The 16,819-nt window shown below is 69.6% G+C and carries 13 protein-coding genes and 1 tRNA gene; 12 read left to right on the forward strand and 2 right to left on the reverse strand.

The features are described from left to right. The first annotated feature begins 131 nt into the window (after nt 1-131). The gene (mfd, locus tag ACLHIH_RS00710) at nt 132-3,833 is read left to right on the forward strand and encodes a transcription-repair coupling factor (RefSeq protein WP_411314803.1); all 3,702 of its coding nucleotides are present in this window, start codon (nt 132-134) and stop codon (nt 3,831-3,833) included. Here mfd and ACLHIH_RS00715 read toward each other — a convergent pair. Next, on the reverse strand, nt 3,799-4,602 hold the full coding sequence (locus ACLHIH_RS00715; protein ID WP_411314804.1) for a CPBP family intramembrane glutamic endopeptidase: 804 nt from the start codon (nt 4,600-4,602) through the stop codon (nt 3,799-3,801). The genes mfd and ACLHIH_RS00715 overlap by 35 nt on opposite strands. Nucleotides 4,603-4,654: 52 nt before the next feature. Between ACLHIH_RS00715 and ACLHIH_RS00720 the strand changes: the two genes are divergently transcribed. From ACLHIH_RS00720 to ACLHIH_RS00770, 11 genes are all read left to right on the forward strand, one after another. Further along, nucleotides 4,655-6,139, forward strand: coding sequence for an MDR family MFS transporter (locus tag ACLHIH_RS00720; protein ID WP_411314805.1), 1,485 nt, complete (start codon nt 4,655-4,657; stop codon nt 6,137-6,139). Continuing rightward, nucleotides 6,136-6,813 (forward strand): YabN family protein, encoded by a 678-nt coding sequence (locus tag ACLHIH_RS00725; RefSeq protein ID WP_411314806.1) that lies wholly within the window; start codon nt 6,136-6,138, stop codon nt 6,811-6,813. Before ACLHIH_RS00720 ends, ACLHIH_RS00725 begins: the two co-directional genes overlap by 4 nt. A 267-nt stretch (nt 6,814-7,080) precedes the next feature. Beyond that, nucleotides 7,081-7,686, forward strand: a complete 606-nt coding sequence (locus tag ACLHIH_RS00730) for a TetR family transcriptional regulator (protein WP_411314807.1) — start codon at nt 7,081-7,083, stop codon at nt 7,684-7,686. Between the two features lie 37 nt (nt 7,687-7,723). Beyond that, the gene (hisS, locus tag ACLHIH_RS00735; protein WP_411314808.1) at nt 7,724-9,007 is read left to right on the forward strand and encodes a histidine--tRNA ligase; all 1,284 of its coding nucleotides are present in this window, start codon (nt 7,724-7,726) and stop codon (nt 9,005-9,007) included. 129 nt (nt 9,008-9,136) lie between these two features. Continuing rightward, the gene (gene eno / locus ACLHIH_RS00740) at nt 9,137-10,417 is read left to right on the forward strand and encodes a phosphopyruvate hydratase (RefSeq protein WP_411314809.1); all 1,281 of its coding nucleotides are present in this window, start codon (nt 9,137-9,139) and stop codon (nt 10,415-10,417) included. A 20-nt stretch (nt 10,418-10,437) separates the two neighbouring features. Further along, nucleotides 10,438-11,013, forward strand: a complete 576-nt coding sequence (locus tag ACLHIH_RS00745) for a septum formation initiator family protein (RefSeq protein ID WP_411314810.1) — start codon at nt 10,438-10,440, stop codon at nt 11,011-11,013. A 1-nt stretch (nt 11,014) separates the two neighbouring features. Then, nucleotides 11,015-11,524, forward strand: a complete 510-nt coding sequence (locus ACLHIH_RS00750; protein WP_411314811.1) for a DUF501 domain-containing protein — start codon at nt 11,015-11,017, stop codon at nt 11,522-11,524. Then, nucleotides 11,521-12,813: a S8 family peptidase gene (locus ACLHIH_RS00755; protein WP_411314812.1), complete on the forward strand. Its 1,293-nt coding sequence runs from the start codon at nt 11,521-11,523 to the stop codon at nt 12,811-12,813. The genes ACLHIH_RS00750 and ACLHIH_RS00755 overlap by 4 nt, the downstream gene beginning before the upstream one ends. Before the next feature lie 4 nt (nt 12,814-12,817). Beyond that, complete coding sequence (locus ACLHIH_RS00760; protein WP_411314813.1) at nt 12,818-14,137, forward strand: NAD(P)/FAD-dependent oxidoreductase; 1,320 nt, start codon at nt 12,818-12,820, stop codon at nt 14,135-14,137. Nucleotides 14,138-14,194: 57 nt separating this feature from the next. Beyond that, nucleotides 14,195-14,268 (forward strand) — tRNA-Leu (locus ACLHIH_RS00765). Between the two features lie 79 nt (nt 14,269-14,347). Continuing rightward, nucleotides 14,348-14,692 carry a hypothetical protein gene (locus tag ACLHIH_RS00770; RefSeq protein ID WP_411314814.1) on the forward strand — a complete coding sequence of 115 codons (345 nt, stop codon included), beginning with the start codon at nt 14,348-14,350 and terminating at the stop codon, nt 14,690-14,692. Nucleotides 14,693-14,753: 61 nt separating this feature from the next. Here the strand turns inward: ACLHIH_RS00770 and ACLHIH_RS00775 are convergent, their stop codons facing one another. Continuing rightward, nucleotides 14,754-16,775, reverse strand: a complete 2,022-nt coding sequence (locus ACLHIH_RS00775) for a hypothetical protein (protein WP_411314815.1) — start codon at nt 16,773-16,775, stop codon at nt 14,754-14,756. Nucleotides 16,776-16,819 lie beyond the last annotated feature (44 nt).

Raw genomic sequence — 16,819 nt, forward strand, 5'->3', positions numbered from 1 at the left:
TTGCTGCGCTGTCGGCAGAACTTCCTGCATCTCCGTCGGCCCACGGGGCTCGGGCAGGGCGGCCTGGCGGCGCAGGCCTGCCGTGTGGGCCCGCAGCGGTCGCTGTCAGTGGGCGCGCGTAGACTTCTGCGGTGTCACTTTCAGGCTTGATTGCGGGGCTTTCGCGCGCCCAGACCTTCGGCGACGCCCTCGAATACGCTTCGGGCAGCGCCGACTTCTCCCTCGTCGACGGGTTGCGCGCGCCGCTGCTCGCGGGGCTCCTCGATCGGCGCGAGGGTCCGCAAGCGCTCTTCGCGATCGTCGCGACCGGTCGCGACTCCGAGTCGCTGCGATCCGCACTTCCGAGCGTGCTGCCTGACGCCGAACTCGTGGAGTTTCCGGCGTGGGAGACCCTCCCGCACGAGCGCTTGAGCCCGAGCGCCGAGACGGTCGGCAAGCGCATCCGCGCCCTCCGCAGGCTCGCGGCGTGGCAAGCGGCGGTCGACGCGCAGCGCGCGGGCGGGGCGACCGCCGACTCGACTGCCGAGCCGGTTCGCGACATCGTCATCGTCGCGAGCGTGCGCGCCGCCCTGCAGCCGCTCTCCGACAACCTCACGAGCCTCGAGCCGCTGCGACTCGAGGCCGGGGGCCGCGGCTACAACCTCGGCACGATCGCCGTGCAGCTCATCGATCTCGCCTACTCGCGCGTCGACATGGTCACGCGACGCGGCGAGTTCGCGGTGCGCGGCGGCATCCTCGACGTCTTCGCTCCCGACGCCGAGCACCCCGTGCGCGTCGAGTTCTTCGGCGACGAGGTCGAGCACATCCGCTTGTTCTCGGTCGCCGACCAGCGGTCGCTGCCCGACGCCGTCGAGGTCGCGGAACTCCCGCCGAGTCGCGAGATGCTTCTGAGCCCCGAGGTGCGCCAGCGTGCCGCCGAGATGCAGCACGAGTTTCCGAGTCTCACGCAGATGCTCGCCAAGATCGCCGAGGGCATCCCCGTCGACGGCATGGAGTCGCTCGCGCCCGCCCTCGTCGACAGGCTCGTGCCCATCACCCACTACCTGCCCGCGGATGCCGCGATCGCGGTGCTCTCGCCCGAGCGCGTCGCGGCGCGAGCCGTCAGTCTCGTCGAGACCAACCGGGAGTTCTTGAGCGCGGCGTGGAACGCGGCCACGGCCGGCGCCGAAGCGCCCATCGACCTCGACTCGGGAGACTTCTTGAGCCTCACGGGGCTCCGCGAGGCCGCGGGGCCTCGCGCGTGGTGGACGATGAGCTCGTTCGACTCGGGTGCCGCCGAGCCCACCGCCGCGGCGGGCGGAGCCGACAGCACGACGGCCCTGGCGAAGCTCACGGATGCCGACATCAGCGCGCTAGTCGACGACGCGGGCGAATACGTCCGCGTCGTCGCCGACACCGTGCCGAGTTTCACCGGTCAGGCCGAGGGCGCGATCGAGCACGTCGGTCGTCGACTCGGTGAGGGCTGGAGCGTCGTCGTCGTCGCGGAGGGCGCGGGGCTCGTCGAGCGCGCGGCCGAGGCTCTCGGCGAGCACGGTTTCGCGGCGCGCGCCGTCGACGACCTCCCGGAGGAGCTCGACGACGGTGTCGCGTATCTCGTCAAGGCGGGGGTCGAGGCCGGGTTCGAGCTGCCCGACATCCGTCTCGCCGTGCTCGGCGAAGCCGAGTTCTACGGGCGCACGGCGGGCTACGGCGGCAGGCAGGTCAAGAAGCTCGCGACGAGGCGCAAGAACGTCGTCGACCCTCTGCAGCTCAAGGCCGGCGACATCGTCGTGCACAACACCCACGGCATCGGGCGGTTCATCGAGCTCGTGCAGCGCGAGGTGAGCTCGGGTGGCCGCAACGCCGTCAAGAACAGTCGCGAGTATCTCGCGATCGAATACGCGCCGAGCAAGCGCGGATACCCCGGAGACAAGCTCTTCGTGCCGACCGACCAGCTCGACCTCCTCACGCGCTACGTGGGCGGTGAAGCGCCCACGCTCAGCAAGATGGGCGGGAGCGATTGGTCGGCGGCCAAGGGCAAGGCGCGACGCGCGGTGCGCGACATCGCGGTCGAGCTCGTGAAGCTCTATTCGGCGCGCATGGCGAGCCGCGGACACGCGTTCGGCCCCGACACCCCGTGGCAGCGCGAGCTCGAGGAGGCGTTCCCGTTCGCCGAGACCCCCGACCAGCTCACGACGATCGACGAGGTCAAGGCCGACATGGAGCGGCCCATCCCCATGGACCGTCTCATCGCCGGTGACGTCGGCTACGGCAAGACCGAGGTCGCCGTGCGCGCCGCGTTCAAGGCCGTGCAAGACGGCAAGCAAGTCGTGATGCTCGTTCCGACGACGCTGCTCGTGCGTCAGCACCTCGAGACCTTCCAGGAGCGCTTCGCCGGGTTCCCCGTGCACTTGAGGGCGCTCAGCAGATTCCAGACCGAGAAGGAGTCGAAGGAGGCGATCGAGGGGCTCGCCGACGGCAGCGTCGACATCGTCATCGGAACGCACCGCTTGCTCGCGAAGGGCGTCGTCGTCAAAGACCTCGGTCTCGTGATCATCGACGAGGAGCAGAGGTTCGGGGTCGAGCACAAAGACGCGCTGAAGAAGCTCAAGACCAACGTCGACATCCTCGCGATGAGTGCGACGCCGATCCCGCGAACGCTCGAGATGGCGGTCACGGGGATCCGCGAGATGTCGACGCTCGCGACGCCTCCCGAAGACCGCCACCCGATCCTCACGTTCGTGGGGCCGTACAGCCCCAACCAGGTGAGCGCCGCGATCCGCCGCGAACTCCTGCGCGAGGGCCAGGTCTTCTTCGTGCACAACCGGGTGTCGAGCATCAATCGCGTGGCATCCCAGCTCGCCGAGCTCGTTCCCGAGGCGCGCGTGGCCGTGGCCCACGGGCAATTGCCCGAGCACGTGCTCGAGCAAGTGATGGTCGACTTCTGGGAGCGCAAGTTCGACGTGCTCGTCTCGACGACGATCATCGAGACCGGGCTCGACATCGCCAACGCGAACACCCTCATCATCGACCGCGCAGACAAGTACGGCCTCTCGCAACTGCACCAGTTGCGCGGGCGGGTCGGGCGAGGGCGCGAGCGGGCATACGCCTACTTCCTCTACGACGCCGAGAAGCCCCTCGGCGAGGTCGCGCACGACCGTCTCGCGACGATCGCGGCGAACAACGAGCTCGGCGCGGGCATGCAGGTGGCTCTCAAAGACCTCGAGATCCGCGGAGCGGGAAACCTCCTCGGCGGCGAGCAGTCCGGTCACATCGCGGGCGTCGGTTTCGACCTCTACCTGCGCATGATCGGCGAGGCCGTGAGTTCGTTCCGTGGCGACGTCGCCGAGGGGCAGACCGAGTTGCGGCTCGAGCTGCCCGTGGATGCGCACATCCCCGAGGATTACGTCGAGAGCGAGCGTCTGCGGCTCGAGGCCTACCAGAAGCTCTCGTCGGCGAGCGGGCCCGCATCGGCCGACGCGGCGATCGACCAGGTGCTCGACGAGCTCGCCGACCGCTACGGCGAGCCGCCCGCGGCGGTGCACAACCTCGTGGCGGTCTCGAGGCTGCGCCGGATGGCGCAGAAGGCGGGTCTCTCAGAGGTCGTGGCGATGGGCACGAACCTCCGGGTCGCGGGCATGGAGCTCGCCGACTCGATCCAGGTGCGGATGCAGCGCCTCTACCCGGGGGCGCGCTACTTCGCCCAGACCTCGTCGGTGTCGATTCCGATGCCGAAGGTCGACGGCGCGACTCTCACCGACGCCGCCCTCATCGAGTGGACGAGGGGCCTGCTCGTGTCGATCTTCGGCGCCGAGACGGTCACCGCACCCGAGGTGGACTCGGCGTCGACCTAGTCGACGGCTCGCGGTGCACCCCGTAGACGATCACCGGGATGAGCACGAGCGATCGCACGTCGATGAGCGCGTGCGCGACGATCGGCAGGAGAATCGACCCCGTCGCGAGGTAGAGCGCCATGAGTGCGGCCCCGATGACGGTCGACCCGACGACTCCCGCAACGCCCTGGTAGGCGTGGAGCGCGCCGAAGACCGCGACACTCGCGACGATCGCCACGAGAGCGCTGCCGGTCACGCCGAAGACGATCGCCGGGAGCGCGAGCCGGAAGAGCAGCTCCTCGACGATGCCCGCGTTCACCGAGAGCGCGGCGCCGTAGGGCAGTTCGCGGCGGTTGCGGGGGAGCAGGGCGTGGATGTCGCCGATCGTCGGCACGGTGTCGACAGAGCGTGCGAGAAAGAGCACGAGGGTGCCGCCGACGAGAACGACGGCGGCGACCGACCACGCGACGACGTCGAGCAGGCCGCCCGTCGACTCCCACCACGACCGCGCCGACGCGACCCACCAGACCCCGTCGACCTCGTCGAGGAGCAGCGGGACGTACTGCCACACGAACGCGAGCACGACGACCGACGCTCCGCCGAACGTGAGGAGTGAGTCGAGGAGCCAGCGCCGCATCGCGCGGACACGTCGCCTCGTGCTGCGAAAGCGCGTGAATCGGCGGTAGTCCCTGCGGTCCCGCTTTATGGCGCGCGCCACGAGGAGCGCGAGGAGACCCGCGAGGAGCGCGCCGAGTGTCCACGGTGCTCCCGGCCACGCGGGGTCGATCATCGTCGGCCGGTCGGGTCGAGTGGGGGAGGCATCGCATCCATGATGGAACACCGTGACCAGAAAATCTTCCGCCGGTGTCGGCTTCACCTCCGATCGCGGCCCGGTGCTCATCGCCCTCATGGTCACGACGGGGCTCGTCGCGATCGACGCGACCATCCTGGCGACGGCGGTGCCGACGATCGTCTCCGAGCTCGGCGGTTTCGCACAGTTCCCGTGGCTGTTCTCGATCTACCTCCTGGGCCAGGCGGTCTCGGTGCCGATCTTCTCCAAGCTCGCCGACACCGTGGGGCGCAAGCCCATAATCCTCGTCGGCATCGGTCTGTTCCTCGTCGGGTCGGTCCTGTGTGGGTTCGCGTGGGACATGACGTCGCTCATCGTGTTCCGCGCCGTGCAGGGGCTCGGGGCGGGCGCCGTGCAGCCCATCGCCATCACGATCGCGGGGGACATTTACACGCTCCGGGAACGCGCGAAAGTGCAGGGTTATCTCGCGAGTGTCTGGGCGATCTCCTCGGTCGTCGGACCGACCCTCGGCGGGGTCTTCTCCGAGTTCGTGTCCTGGCGCTGGATCTTCTTCATCAACATCCCCCTGTGCATCGCGGCGGGGGTGCTTCTCGTGCGCCAGTATCACGAGACCCTCGAACCCCGGAGGCACCGCATCGACTACCTCGGTGCTGCCCTCCTCGCCGCGAGCCTGACCCTCGTGATCCTCGGCATCCTCGAGGGCGGTCAGGCTTGGGCGTGGAACTCGCCGCAGAGCCTCACCGTCTTCGCCGCGGGTGGTCTGCTGCTCCTCGCCTTCGTGTTCGCGGAGCGGCGCGCCGACGAGCCCGTGTTGCCGCTGTGGGTTCTCTCCCGCCGGCTCCTCGGGGTGACGGCGCTCGTGTCGGTGGGGGTCGGGGCGATCCTCATCGGTCTGACCTCCTACGTGCCGACCTACCTCGAGGGCGTGCTCGACGTCTCGCCGCTGACGGCGGGGCTCACCCTCGCTGCCCTCACGATCGGGTGGCCGATCTCGGCATCGCTCTCCGGACGGCTCTACTTGCGGTTCGGTTTCCGGGCAACGGTTCTCACGGGGAGCGTCATCACGACGACGGGAGCGCTCGCGCTCGTCGCTTCTGCAGGCGACCCGTCGATCCCCCTCGTCGCGGCGAGTTGCTTCGTCGTGGGCCTCGGGCTCGGGCTCGTCGCCACCCCGAGCCTCATCGCCGCCCAGTCGAGCGTCGAGTGGAACGAGCGCGGAGTCGTCACGGGCACCAACCTCTTCGCCCGCTCGATGGGCAGCGCGGTCGGCGTCGCCGTCTTCGGGGCGGTCGCCAACGCGCTCTTCGCCTCGGTCGGCACCGACCCGACAGCGCCCGAAGCGGTGCAGGCGGGGTCGACGAGCGTCTTCGTGGGCGTGGCCATCAGCGCGGTAGCGGTCGTCGCCGTGGCCCTCGCGATGCCCGGGCGCGCGGCATCCGCATCGGGAGGGGCGGCGGACGACGGGGCGGCGGACGACGGGGCGGCGGACGACGGGTCTGCGACGATGGAGCCATGACCGACGCTCCGCACCCCCGACTCGACGAGCTCATCGCTGTTCTCGCGCGGTTGCGCGCTCCGGGTGGCTGCGCGTGGGATCGCGAGCAGACCCACGAGTCGCTCGTGCAATACCTCCTCGAGGAGACCTACGAACTCGTCGAGGCGATCGAGTCCGGCTCGCGCGACGACCTCGTCGAGGAGCTCGGCGACGTGCTCTACCAGGTGATCTTCCACGCCGACATCGCCGCTCACGCGACCGATCGCTCGTTCGACATCGAGGATGTCGCCGAGCGCATGACGGCGAAGATGGTCGGTCGTCATCCCCACGTGTTCGCCGAGTCGACGGCGGAGACCGCTGCGGATGTCGTGGCCCTGTGGGAAGACGTCAAGGCCGTGGAGAAACCGGGTCGCACGAGCGTGCTCGACGGCATCCCGCTCGCGATGCCATCGCTGCTCCTCGCCGCGAAGCTCGTCGGGCGCGCGGAACGCGTGGGCGTGGCCCCGGCCACACCGACCCCACCCGTTTCGGAATCCGTCGCGTCGCCCGAGTCGGAGGAGGCGCTCGGATCGCTCCTGCTCTCGATCGTCGCGGATGCCCGCTCGGCCGGCCTCGATCCCGAGCGTGCGTTGCGCGGGGCGCTGCGTGACCTCCGCACCGACATCCGTGCGGCGGAGTCACCCGCGCAGCGCTGAGGTGGATGCCCTCCCGAGGGGGGCTGGGGAGGGCATCCTGGCAGTGGGCGCGACGTTCCCGCGAACGGGAAGCGTGGCCCGGAACCTGCCGGCGGGTCAGGCGCAACTACCCGAAAGCGCACTTGACCCTGAGTGAAAGGGCAACCCGAATGCCCTTTCGCACACACCCTATCTCGTTGACGACAATTCGGCAAACAGTTGTTATGGTTAGTCGGGTTCGCGACGCTGCGATCCCCCCAGACAGACCCGACGATGAGGATGCCGCCGATGTCACGCCGCCCCGACCCCGAGCGCAAGCCGCAATTGCTCTCGGACATCCTCGATTACCTCGCCGACAAGCCCCTCTCCTCGGTGACCTTCCGCGCCATCGCCGACCACCTCGACGTGAGCGCTTTCGCGGTCGTCTACCACTTCGGAACCAAAAGCAACCTCGTCGCCGAGATCGTGCAGGCCATCGGAGACCGGCAGCGTCGGGGGTTCGGCGACATCGAATTGAACGCGACGAGCGTCGACGAATACCTCGAGGGCATCTACCGCTATTGGGAGTGGACCCTCGAGCCCACCAACAGGTACCTCCATCGCCTCGAGGTCGAGGCCGGAATGCTCCAAGCCATCGACCACGTGCCGGTCGGCGAGCGGTCGACGCTCGGCGGCTGGTACGAACTCGTCTCCGAAGGCCTGTGCGAGCTCGGAATCCCGGATGACACGGCTCGCGTCGAAGCACGGGCGATGGTCAACATCATGTACGGCTTCCAATACGACCTCGTGCTCCTCGGTGAGATCGAGGCCACTCGGCAGGCTTTCGACGCGATGGTCGAGGTCTACCGCCACCGCTTGACCGATCTCATCGAGCGGGCGCGCGCCGCGACGTGAGCGCGAGGCCCTGCTCGCGCTCTGATTGAATCGGGTCATGGCTTCTCCCGTCTCCCCACCGCGCGGAATGCGCGATTTCCTCCCCGCCGAGAAACGCCGCAGGGAGCACGTGCTCGCGAAGATCCGCCGGGTCTACACGGCTCACGGTTTCGACGAGATCGAGACGCCCGTCATGGAAGACAGTGCACGGTTGCACGCGGGTCTCGGTGGCGACAACGAGAAGCTCGCCTTCGGAGTGCTCAAGCGCGGCCTCACCCCCGACGACCTCCGGGCGGCGGCCGACCCGCTCGACCTCGCCGACCTCGGTCTCCGGTTCGACCTCACGGTTCCGCTCGCGCGCTTCTACGCGTCCCACCGCGCCGAGCTCCCGACGGTGTTCCGCTCCATCCAGATCGCTCCGGTCTGGCGAGCGGAGCGCCCGCAGAAGGGTCGCTACCGCCAGTTCGTGCAGTGCGACATCGACATCGTCGGCGAGTCGGGGGCGATCGCCGAGATCGAACTCATCGCGGCGACGATCGCGACTCTCGAGAGCCTCGGACTCGACGGGTGCTCGATCCGCATCAACGACCGGCGCATCCTCACGGCGATGCTCACGTCGCTCGGATTCGCCGAGTCCGACCACGCGAGCATCGTCATCACGGTCGACAAACTCGACAAGATCGGCCGGGGCGGTGTCGTCGCCGAACTCGCTGAGCGCGGTGTCGACGCGGGCGCCATCGCAGCGCTCGACGACCTGCTCGCGGCGCAGACATCCGACACGGGCACCGCACGCTTCGGGCGGGAGTCGATCGCGCGCGCCGTGCCCGCCGACGTCGACGCGGGCCTCATCGACGAGCTCGCCTCGCTCGGAGCCGCGATCGACGCCCTCGGCTCGAACGTCGAGCTCGTCTTCGACCCGTTTCTCGTGCGGGGGATGGGCTACTACACGGGAACGATCTTCGAGATCGCGCACCCCTCGTCGTCGAGCGCTCTCGGTGGTGGTGGCCGGTACGACGGCATGATCGGGCGGTTCCTCGGCACGCCCGTGCCCGCCGCCGGATTCTCGATCGGGTTCGAGCGCATCGTCGACCTCCTCGAGGCCGACGCGAGCGACGACCGCGACTCGGTCGCGCTCGTCGCCGACCCGGACGTCGACCCGGCTCGCCTCGTGAAGCTCAAGACCGCGCTCATCGAGACGGGCGCGCGCGTTCGACTCGAGCGCAAGCCCCGCAACGTCAAGCCGCTCTTCGCGTCGCTCGCGGCGGCCGGGTTCGCGTCGGTCGCGACCGTCACCTCGTCGACCGAGACGATCGCCGACCTCGAGCTGCGGCCGCTCGCCTGATTCTCGGGCCGCGCGCGCCCCCCTCGCCGTCGACCGTTTCCCTCCCCCGAGTAGGATGTCGAGGGCACGCGCGAGGTCTGTTCGCGCGTGATCATCAGCCACAAAACCCCCACACGAAGGAGATCTCTGGTGTCAGCGATCGAGGTAGTACGAGCCCGCGAGATTCTCGACAGCCGGGGCAACCCGACCGTCGAGGTCGAGGTGTTGCTCGAAGACGGCACCGTGTCGCGCGCGGCCGTGCCATCGGGAGCGTCCACGGGAGCGTTCGAGGCCTACGAGCTGCGCGACGGCGACAAGAAGCGCTACCTCGGCAAGGGTGTCACGAAGGCCGTCGACGCCGTCAACGGCGAGATCGCCGCCGCGGTCGAGGGAATCGACGCGACCGACCAGCGCGTGCTCGACGAGACCCTCATCGCTCTCGACGGAACCGACAACAAGAAGCGACTCGGCGCCAACTCCATCCTCGGAGTCTCGCTCGCCGTCGCGAAGGCCGCGGCCGACTCGTCGGACCTGCCGCTCTTCCGCTACGTCGGTGGCCCCAACGCGCACACCCTCCCCGTGCCGATGCTCAACGTCATCAACGGTGGTTCGCACGCCGACAGCAACGTCGACATCCAGGAGTTCATGATCCTGCCCGTCGGAGCCGACACCTTCTCCGAGGGCCTCCGCTGGGGAGTGGAGACCTACCACGCCCTCAAGTCGATCCTCCACAGCAAGGGTCTCAGCACGGGCCTCGGCGACGAGGGTGGCTTCGCCCCCAACCTCGACAGCAACCGCGCGGCCCTCGACCTCCTCGTCGAGGCCATCTCGAAAGCCGGCTTCACGCCCGGAAAAGACATGGCGCTCGGCCTCGACGTCGCCGCGACCGAGTTCTTCGAGAAGGGCTCGTACCTCTTCGAAGGCAAGAAGGTCAGCGCGGGCGACATGTCGGCCTACTACGGCGACCTCGTCTCGAGCTACCCGCTCGTGACGATCGAAGACCCGCTCGACGAAGACGACTGGGAGGGCTGGGCTCAGCTCAACGCTGAGATCGGCGACAAGGTGCAGATCGTCGGCGACGACCTCTTCGTCACCAACCCCAAGCGCCTCGCGAAGGGCATCGGGCTCAGCTCCGCCAACTCGATCCTCGTCAAGGTCAACCAGATCGGCACGCTCACCGAGACCCTCGACGCCGTCACGCTCGCGCAGCGCAGCGGCTACACCGCCGTGCTGTCGCACCGCTCGGGAGAGACCGAAGACACGACGATCGCGCACCTCGCGGTCGCCACCGATTCGGGTCAGATCAAAACCGGCGCCCCGGCCCGCTCCGAGCGCGTCGCGAAGTACAACGAGCTGCTCCGCATCGAAGAAGAGCTCGGCGCCGCAGCCGTTTACGCGGGGCGCAGCGCGTTCCCACGCTTCTCGAACTGAGCGCGGCTTAGTCTGAGGTCATGAAGAGTCGGCAGCGCACCCGGAGGGTTCCGGTTGCGCTGCCGACCTCCGACATCGGCCCCGCGGCGTGGTTGCGCAGCATCCGACTCTCGGGTTTCACGATTGCCGTGTTGACCCTCGTGATCCTCACGGTCGTCGTTCTCGCGCCGAGTCTGCGCATCCTCGTCGAGCAGCGGCAGGAGATCGCGGCGCTCACCGCCGAGGTCGAGCGCCAGCAGGCCGAGGTCGACGACCTCGAAGCCGAGCGGGCCAGGTGGGACGACCCGAGCTACCTCCAGTCGCTCGCGCGCGAACGACTCGACTACGTGTATCCCGGCGAACTGAGCTTTCTCGTCATCGACGACGGCAGCACGCCGACCGATGCCGAGGGACTCCCGATCAGCGACGACATCCAGACCACGGATGTCGACTGGGTCTCGTCGCTCTTCTCCTCCGTGCTCACGGCAGCTCTCACCGACGCCCCCGCGGGCGAGATCGTGTCGCCGTCGCTCGACACCCCCGCTCCCGAAGAGCAGGCCCCCGAAGTGCCGGCACCCGAACAACCCGCACCCGATGCACCACCCGAGGAGGGCTGACATGCCCACTCCGCCCTTCGACGAAGCGACCCCCGCCGACATCGCGACGGTCACCGCGCAGCTCGGTCGCCCCGTGCGCGGTGTCGTCGGCATCGCCGCTCGCTGCGTGTGCGGCAGGCCCACGGTCGTCGCGACCCAGCCGCGACTCGACGACGGCACGCCGTTTCCGACCCTCTACTACTTGAGCCACCCCGCGGCGACCGCGGCGGTCTCGACGCTCGAGGCGACGGCGGTCATGCCCGAGCTCGCCGCTCTCCTCTCCGACGACGACACGGCGTCTGCCTACCGTCGCGCGCACGAGGCCTACCTCGCCGATCGCGCGACGCTCGACGACGTGCCCGAGATCGAGGGCATCTCGGCCGGCGGGATGCCCACACGGGTCAAGTGCCTGCACGCCCTCGTCGGTCATTCCCTCGCGGCGGGCCCCGGAGTCAACCCGATCGGCGATCTCGCTCTCGAGCGCGCGTCGTGGTCACCCGACCGGTGCGAGTGCGTCACGGACTCACCGTGATCCGGGCCGCCCGCCGCAGCGCCGCGCTCGTGGCGCTCGTCGCGGTCGTCAGCTCGACCTTCCTCGTCGCGCTCCCGGCCTCCGCCGACGAGGTGCGGGACCGCCAGTATTGGCTCGCCGACTACGGCATTTCGGATGCCTGGTCGACGACGCGCGGCGCCGGCGTCACCGTCGCGGTCATCGACACGGGGGTCGACGGAAGCCACCCCGACCTCGTCGGCACGGTTGTCGGTGGAACGGATGTCTCGGGCGTCGGTTCCGCCGACGGTCAGACCCCGGTCGGCGACGGCCCCGAACACGGCACGATGGTCGCGTCGCTCCTCGCGGGGCAGGGGCACGGACCGGGCGGCGGTGACGGTGTCATCGGCGTCGCTCCGGAGGCGAAGATCCTCGCCGTCTCGGTCGGTTTCGGTGTCGGCACGCGCGGCTCCGACGAGCAGATCGCGGATGCCGTGCGCTGGTCGGTCGACAACGGCGCCGACGTCATCAACATGTCCCTCACCCGCAACACCCTCGAGTGGCCGGAGAGCTGGGACGACGCCTTCCTCTACGCGATGGAGAACGACGTCGTCGTCGTCGCGGCCGCGGGCAACCGGGGGAGCGGAACATCCGTCGTCGGCGCCCCCGCGACGATGCCCGGAGTCCTGACCGTCGCGGGGGTCGACGAGACCGGGAGGGCCAGCTTCGACGCGTCATCGCAGGGCATCACGATCTCGGTCTCGGCGCCGAGCGAGGGTCTCGTCGGGGCCGCCCCCGACAACGAATACCGCGCGTGGGCGGGCACGAGTGGCGCCGCGCCGCTCGTCTCGGGCCTCGTCGCGCTCGTGCGGTCGGCCTATCCCGACCTCGATGCGACGAACGTCATCAATCGCGTGATCCGCACGGTCGACCCGGTCGGGTCGACGATTCCGAGCCCCATCTACGGCTACGGTCTCATCAACGCATCGAAGGCCGTCGGCGATGCCGTGGCCCCCGTCGACGCCAACCCCATGGGTGACCTCGCGGAGTGGATCAGGGTCAACCGCCGTGCAGACGCTCCCGACCCGAGCACCGAGGCGCCCGACCCCGCGCCCGCCCCCGGTCCTCCCGTCACGACGGCGCGCGAGCCGGTTGATGTCGGCAATCCGCTCGGTGTGGTGCTCCCCACCGTGGAGTCGGTGCGCGCGGTCGGGATCCCGCTGCTCGTCATCGCCGTCTTCGCCGCGGGGTTCGGCGTGAGCATCGGGGGTCTCGTGCGCGCTCTCGTCGTTCGACGGCGCAAAACGGCCGCAGACGGGCGTGTACATTAAGTCAGTGCCGAAAATCCTGATCGTTGGCGGCGGATACGCCGGTTTTTACACTGCTCTCGGGCTCGAGAAGTGGCTTACGCGAGGTGAAGCCGAGGTTGTCCTCGTCGACCCGCTCCCCTATATGACCTACCAGCCCTTCCTCCCCGAGGTCGCGGCCGGATCGATCGAGCCGCGCCACGCGGTCGTATCGCTGCGTCGTCACCTCGAGAAGACCGAGGTCATCACCGCTCGCGTCACCGCGATCGACCACGCCACCAAGTCGGCGACGATCACGCCCGAGATCGGCGAGCCCTGGCAGATCGACTACGACCAGATCGTCGTGACCGCGGGTTCGGTGTCGCGCACGTTCCCGATCCCGGGCGTCGCCGACGAGGCGATCGGCCTCAAGACCATCGAGGAGGCGACCGCGATCCGCGACCGCCTCATGGCGAACTTCGCGCGGGCGGCGAACCTCCCCGAGGGCCCCGAGCGCGACCGCCTACTCACCGTCACCGTCGTCGGCGGAGGGTTCGCCGGCATCGAGGTGTTCGGTGAACTCCGCAGTCTCGCGAGCGCCCTGCTGCGCTACTACCCGACGCTCGCCTTCGAAGACACCCACTTCCATCTCATCGAGGCGATGGGCCGCATCATGCCCGAGGTGTCGCTCAAGACGAGCCACTGGGTGCTCAAGAACCTTGCCGAGCGCGGTGCCGAAGTGCACCTCGAGACGCAACTGACCTCGGCTGTCGGCGGAAAGATCGAGCTCTCGACCGGAGAGTCGTTCGAGTCCGACCTCATCGTGTGGACGGCCGGCGTCATGGCGAACCCCGTCTTGCGCAACACCGACCTCCCGACCGAAGAGCGCGGTCGCCTGCGTGTGCAGCCCGACCTGCGCGTCATCAACGACGACGGTGTCGTGCTCGACGCCTGGGGTTCGGGCGACGTCTCGGCCGTGCCCGACCTCACGGGCAAGGGCGTGGGCGGCTTCTGCGTTCCCAACGCTCAGCACGCCGTGCGCCAGGGCAAGCTCCTCGCCAAGAACATCGTCGGTTCGTTACGCGGCGATGCCCCCAAGGAGTACCGCCACGACAACCTCGGGGCTGTCGCGACCCTCGGTCTCGGCGTCGGCGTGTTCCAGTCGGGCAAGATCTCGTTCAAGGGATTCATCGCCTGGGTCATGCACCGCGGATACCACGGTCTCGCGATCCCCATGTGGGAGCGCAAGATCCGGGTCTTCGTCGTGTGGGCACTGAACGTCGTGCTCAAGCGCGACATCGTGTCGATCGAGGCGCGCGAGACGCCTCGCGACGCTTTCGCGGAGTACGCGTCACGCCCCAAGAGCTGACTCTCGTCACGAGGGGAGGGGTCGGTCGCGTTCGCGCACCGGCCCCTTTCTCGTTCCGCCCCCGTAGCCCAACCGGCAGAGGCAGGCGACTTAAAATCGTCACAGTGTGGGTTCGAACCCCACCGGGGGCACCGTCGGCGGGCGCCTCGCACGGCCGGGCGGGAGAGTCAACGGGTGCCGGTCGGCTCCGGGATGGGCGACCATGAAGTGGTGAGAACACTCAAATACGCGAGCCAGACCTTCGTGACCACCGACGAGATGGCGCATGCCGTCATCGAGTTCACCGCCGAGATGGCGAAGAGCGAGGACTCCGAAGCGGTCACTCTGCCGACCGTCGACGCCGAAGGTCGGGTGGTCGAGATCGATATCGTGGTCGGCCCGGCGAGCGAAGTGATCAGCACTCCGGCCGACGACAGGCCGAGCGAGATCGACACGACCGTCGCGGTCGCCGAGATCGAGCGTCGGATCGAGTCGCTCAAGTCCGCGCGCAACCGCACCGCTTTTCCCCTCGACGAGGGTGGGCCGGCGACGGCGTTCGACGACCTCGCCGTCTGAGAGAACGGGCCGACTGAGAGAACGGGCCGGCGGCCTCAGCCGCGAGCTCCGGGCCCGCGCGTCAGCGCGCGAATGCCGGAGCGACGAAGGTCGTGTACGTCCACACCGCGGCGCTGAGCGCCGCGAATACGGCGGCGGCCACGAGCCATGGAACGAGCGCCGCCGCCGGCGCTCCGATCGCGACGACGGTCGCGACAGCGGCTGCGACGACGACCATGACGAGCGCCCACACGGGTGCCGACCACTCGAGTAGCACGCGCCCGGGAAGCGAGCCGATCGGAAGCGCGAGCACGAGGGCCGAGCCGAGCCCGGCGAGGCAGATCGTGGCGAGGCTCTCGCTCACGAGGGCGCTCACGAAGCCCGTCGGGGTGCCGACGACCCCGTGACCGAGCCACGCGAGCACGCCGAGCACCGTGACCGCCCCGAGCTGCGTCAGGCTCACGACGGCGCGGCGGCGCACGGCCGTGTCGGCGACGAAGGACGCCCCGATGAGCACGCCCGCGATGATCGGCGGGTCGAGGTCGACCGACCTCGAGAGGATCGCCGTCGTCACTGCCGCGGCGAGCATGATCGGCATGAACCGCAAGCGGGTGGAGGTCTTCGCCATCGTGGCGCCCAGTCGCGTCGCGACCGCACCCCCGACGATGTTGAGCACGGAGAGCCCGATGACGATCGCGAGCACGAGCCGCGCGTAGCGCACCTCGTTGTCGACGCCGCTCGAGACGGCGATGAAGACGGCCGCGATCCCGAGGGGCACGGCTCCCGCGAGCCAGGGGTTGACGGTGGTCGCGTGGTCGGCGCGGGGCCGGTTGCGTCCGGTCAGGCTCGCCGCGCGAACGGGCACGCGGCCTCGCAGGGTCGTCGCGAGCATCCGCAGCGGGATCGCGAACAGGGCGAGGAAAAGCACGCCGAACGCGGGGGCCACCCACCAGGAACCGAGGGAGTCGCGGTCGGTGATCGATGTGAGCGCGCTGCCGAACTCGGTGGGGGAGCCCCAGTCCGCCGAGCCGTCGGCGGGGGGCGGCAGAACATCGACTCCGGGCGGCGGTGCCGTGTCCGATGGCGACGGTGTGGGGTCGTCGTCGGTCTCGGGCTCGGACGACGGCGAGCCCGGGGCCGACGGCTCGGCCGGGTCGGGACTCTCGCCCTCGGGCGTCGGCTCGGGCGTCGGCGTGCCGGGTGACGCCGCGGCGTCGCCCACGACCGTGAGCGTGAGCGGGGCGCTCGGCGACGCGAAGTTGCCGGCGGCGTCGCGCTGGATCGCGACGATCGAGCGCTCACCCTCGGCCATGCCGCCGATGACGCACGACCACCCCGATCGGCTCGTGGTGGTCGAACACACGGGCACGGCATCGACGTAGACGTCGACGGTGCCGCCGTTCTCGCCGGTGCCCCGGATCTCGAGGGGCTCGCTGCCGACTCGAGCGCCCGCCGCGGGCGAGACGATCACGGCGGGCTCGGGGGGAGTCCGGTCGACGGTGACGTTCCGGGCGTTCGAGAAGGCGGATGCCTGCCCGCCCCCGATCGCCGGATCGACCTGTTGCGCGCGCACGGTGAACGGCCCGCCCTCGGCCGAGACGCTGCACGACCACGTGCCCCGCGTCGAGACCGGCACGCGAGAGCAGTTGGCATCGACGGTGCCCGCGACGACGACGCGCACGAACGACCCCGGGTTGCCCGTGCCGGAGACGAGACCCGGGGTGAGTGAGGCACCGCTGCCGTCGAGCACGGGAGGCAGCAGCACGTCGATCGTGGTTCGCGCGGCGGGGGGTGCCGGATCGGTCGGTGCCGCGGGGGATTCCGTGGCCACGATCTCCTGGCCCGCCCCGGTGGGCAGCCGGGTCACGGTGCACGCCCACGACGCGGATTGCGCCGGGGGGATGCTGCAGACGACACGCCCATCCGCCGTCACCGACACCGCACTGCCCGGTGTTCTCGAGCCGGTCACCGCGGCGCCGCCGGTGCCGGAGAAGGCGGGGGCGGAGATCGTCGTCGGTTCGAGCGGCGCCGAAGCGGGAGGCTCGGGGCTCGGGTCGCCCTGCGCGGTCGCCGACGGCACGACGAGCCCGAGTTGCAGGGTCACGAAGAGCGCCGCAATAGCTATTGCGGCGAGAGACCGTCGTGCCG

The organism is Marisediminicola sp. LYQ134, from assembly GCF_046599635.1.
GTDB lineage: Bacteria > Actinomycetota > Actinomycetes > Actinomycetales > Microbacteriaceae > Marisediminicola.

Excerpts from the sequence above, each read along its gene's own strand:
- hisS (WP_411314808.1), top strand. The coding sequence starts at position 7,724 with ATGGCTTCTCCCGTCTCCCCACCGCGCGGAATGCGCGATTTCCTCCCC.
- ACLHIH_RS00750 (WP_411314811.1), top strand. The coding sequence starts at position 11,015 with ATGCCCACTCCGCCCTTCGACGAAGCGACCCCCGCCGACATCGCGACG.
- ACLHIH_RS00745 (WP_411314810.1), top strand. The coding sequence starts at position 10,438 with ATGAAGAGTCGGCAGCGCACCCGGAGGGTTCCGGTTGCGCTGCCGACC.
- ACLHIH_RS00715 (WP_411314804.1), bottom strand. The coding sequence starts at position 4,602 with ATGATCGACCCCGCGTGGCCGGGAGCACCGTGGACACTCGGCGCGCTC.
- ACLHIH_RS00725 (WP_411314806.1), top strand. The coding sequence starts at position 6,136 with ATGACCGACGCTCCGCACCCCCGACTCGACGAGCTCATCGCTGTTCTC.
- ACLHIH_RS00730 (WP_411314807.1), top strand. The coding sequence starts at position 7,081 with ATGTCACGCCGCCCCGACCCCGAGCGCAAGCCGCAATTGCTCTCGGAC.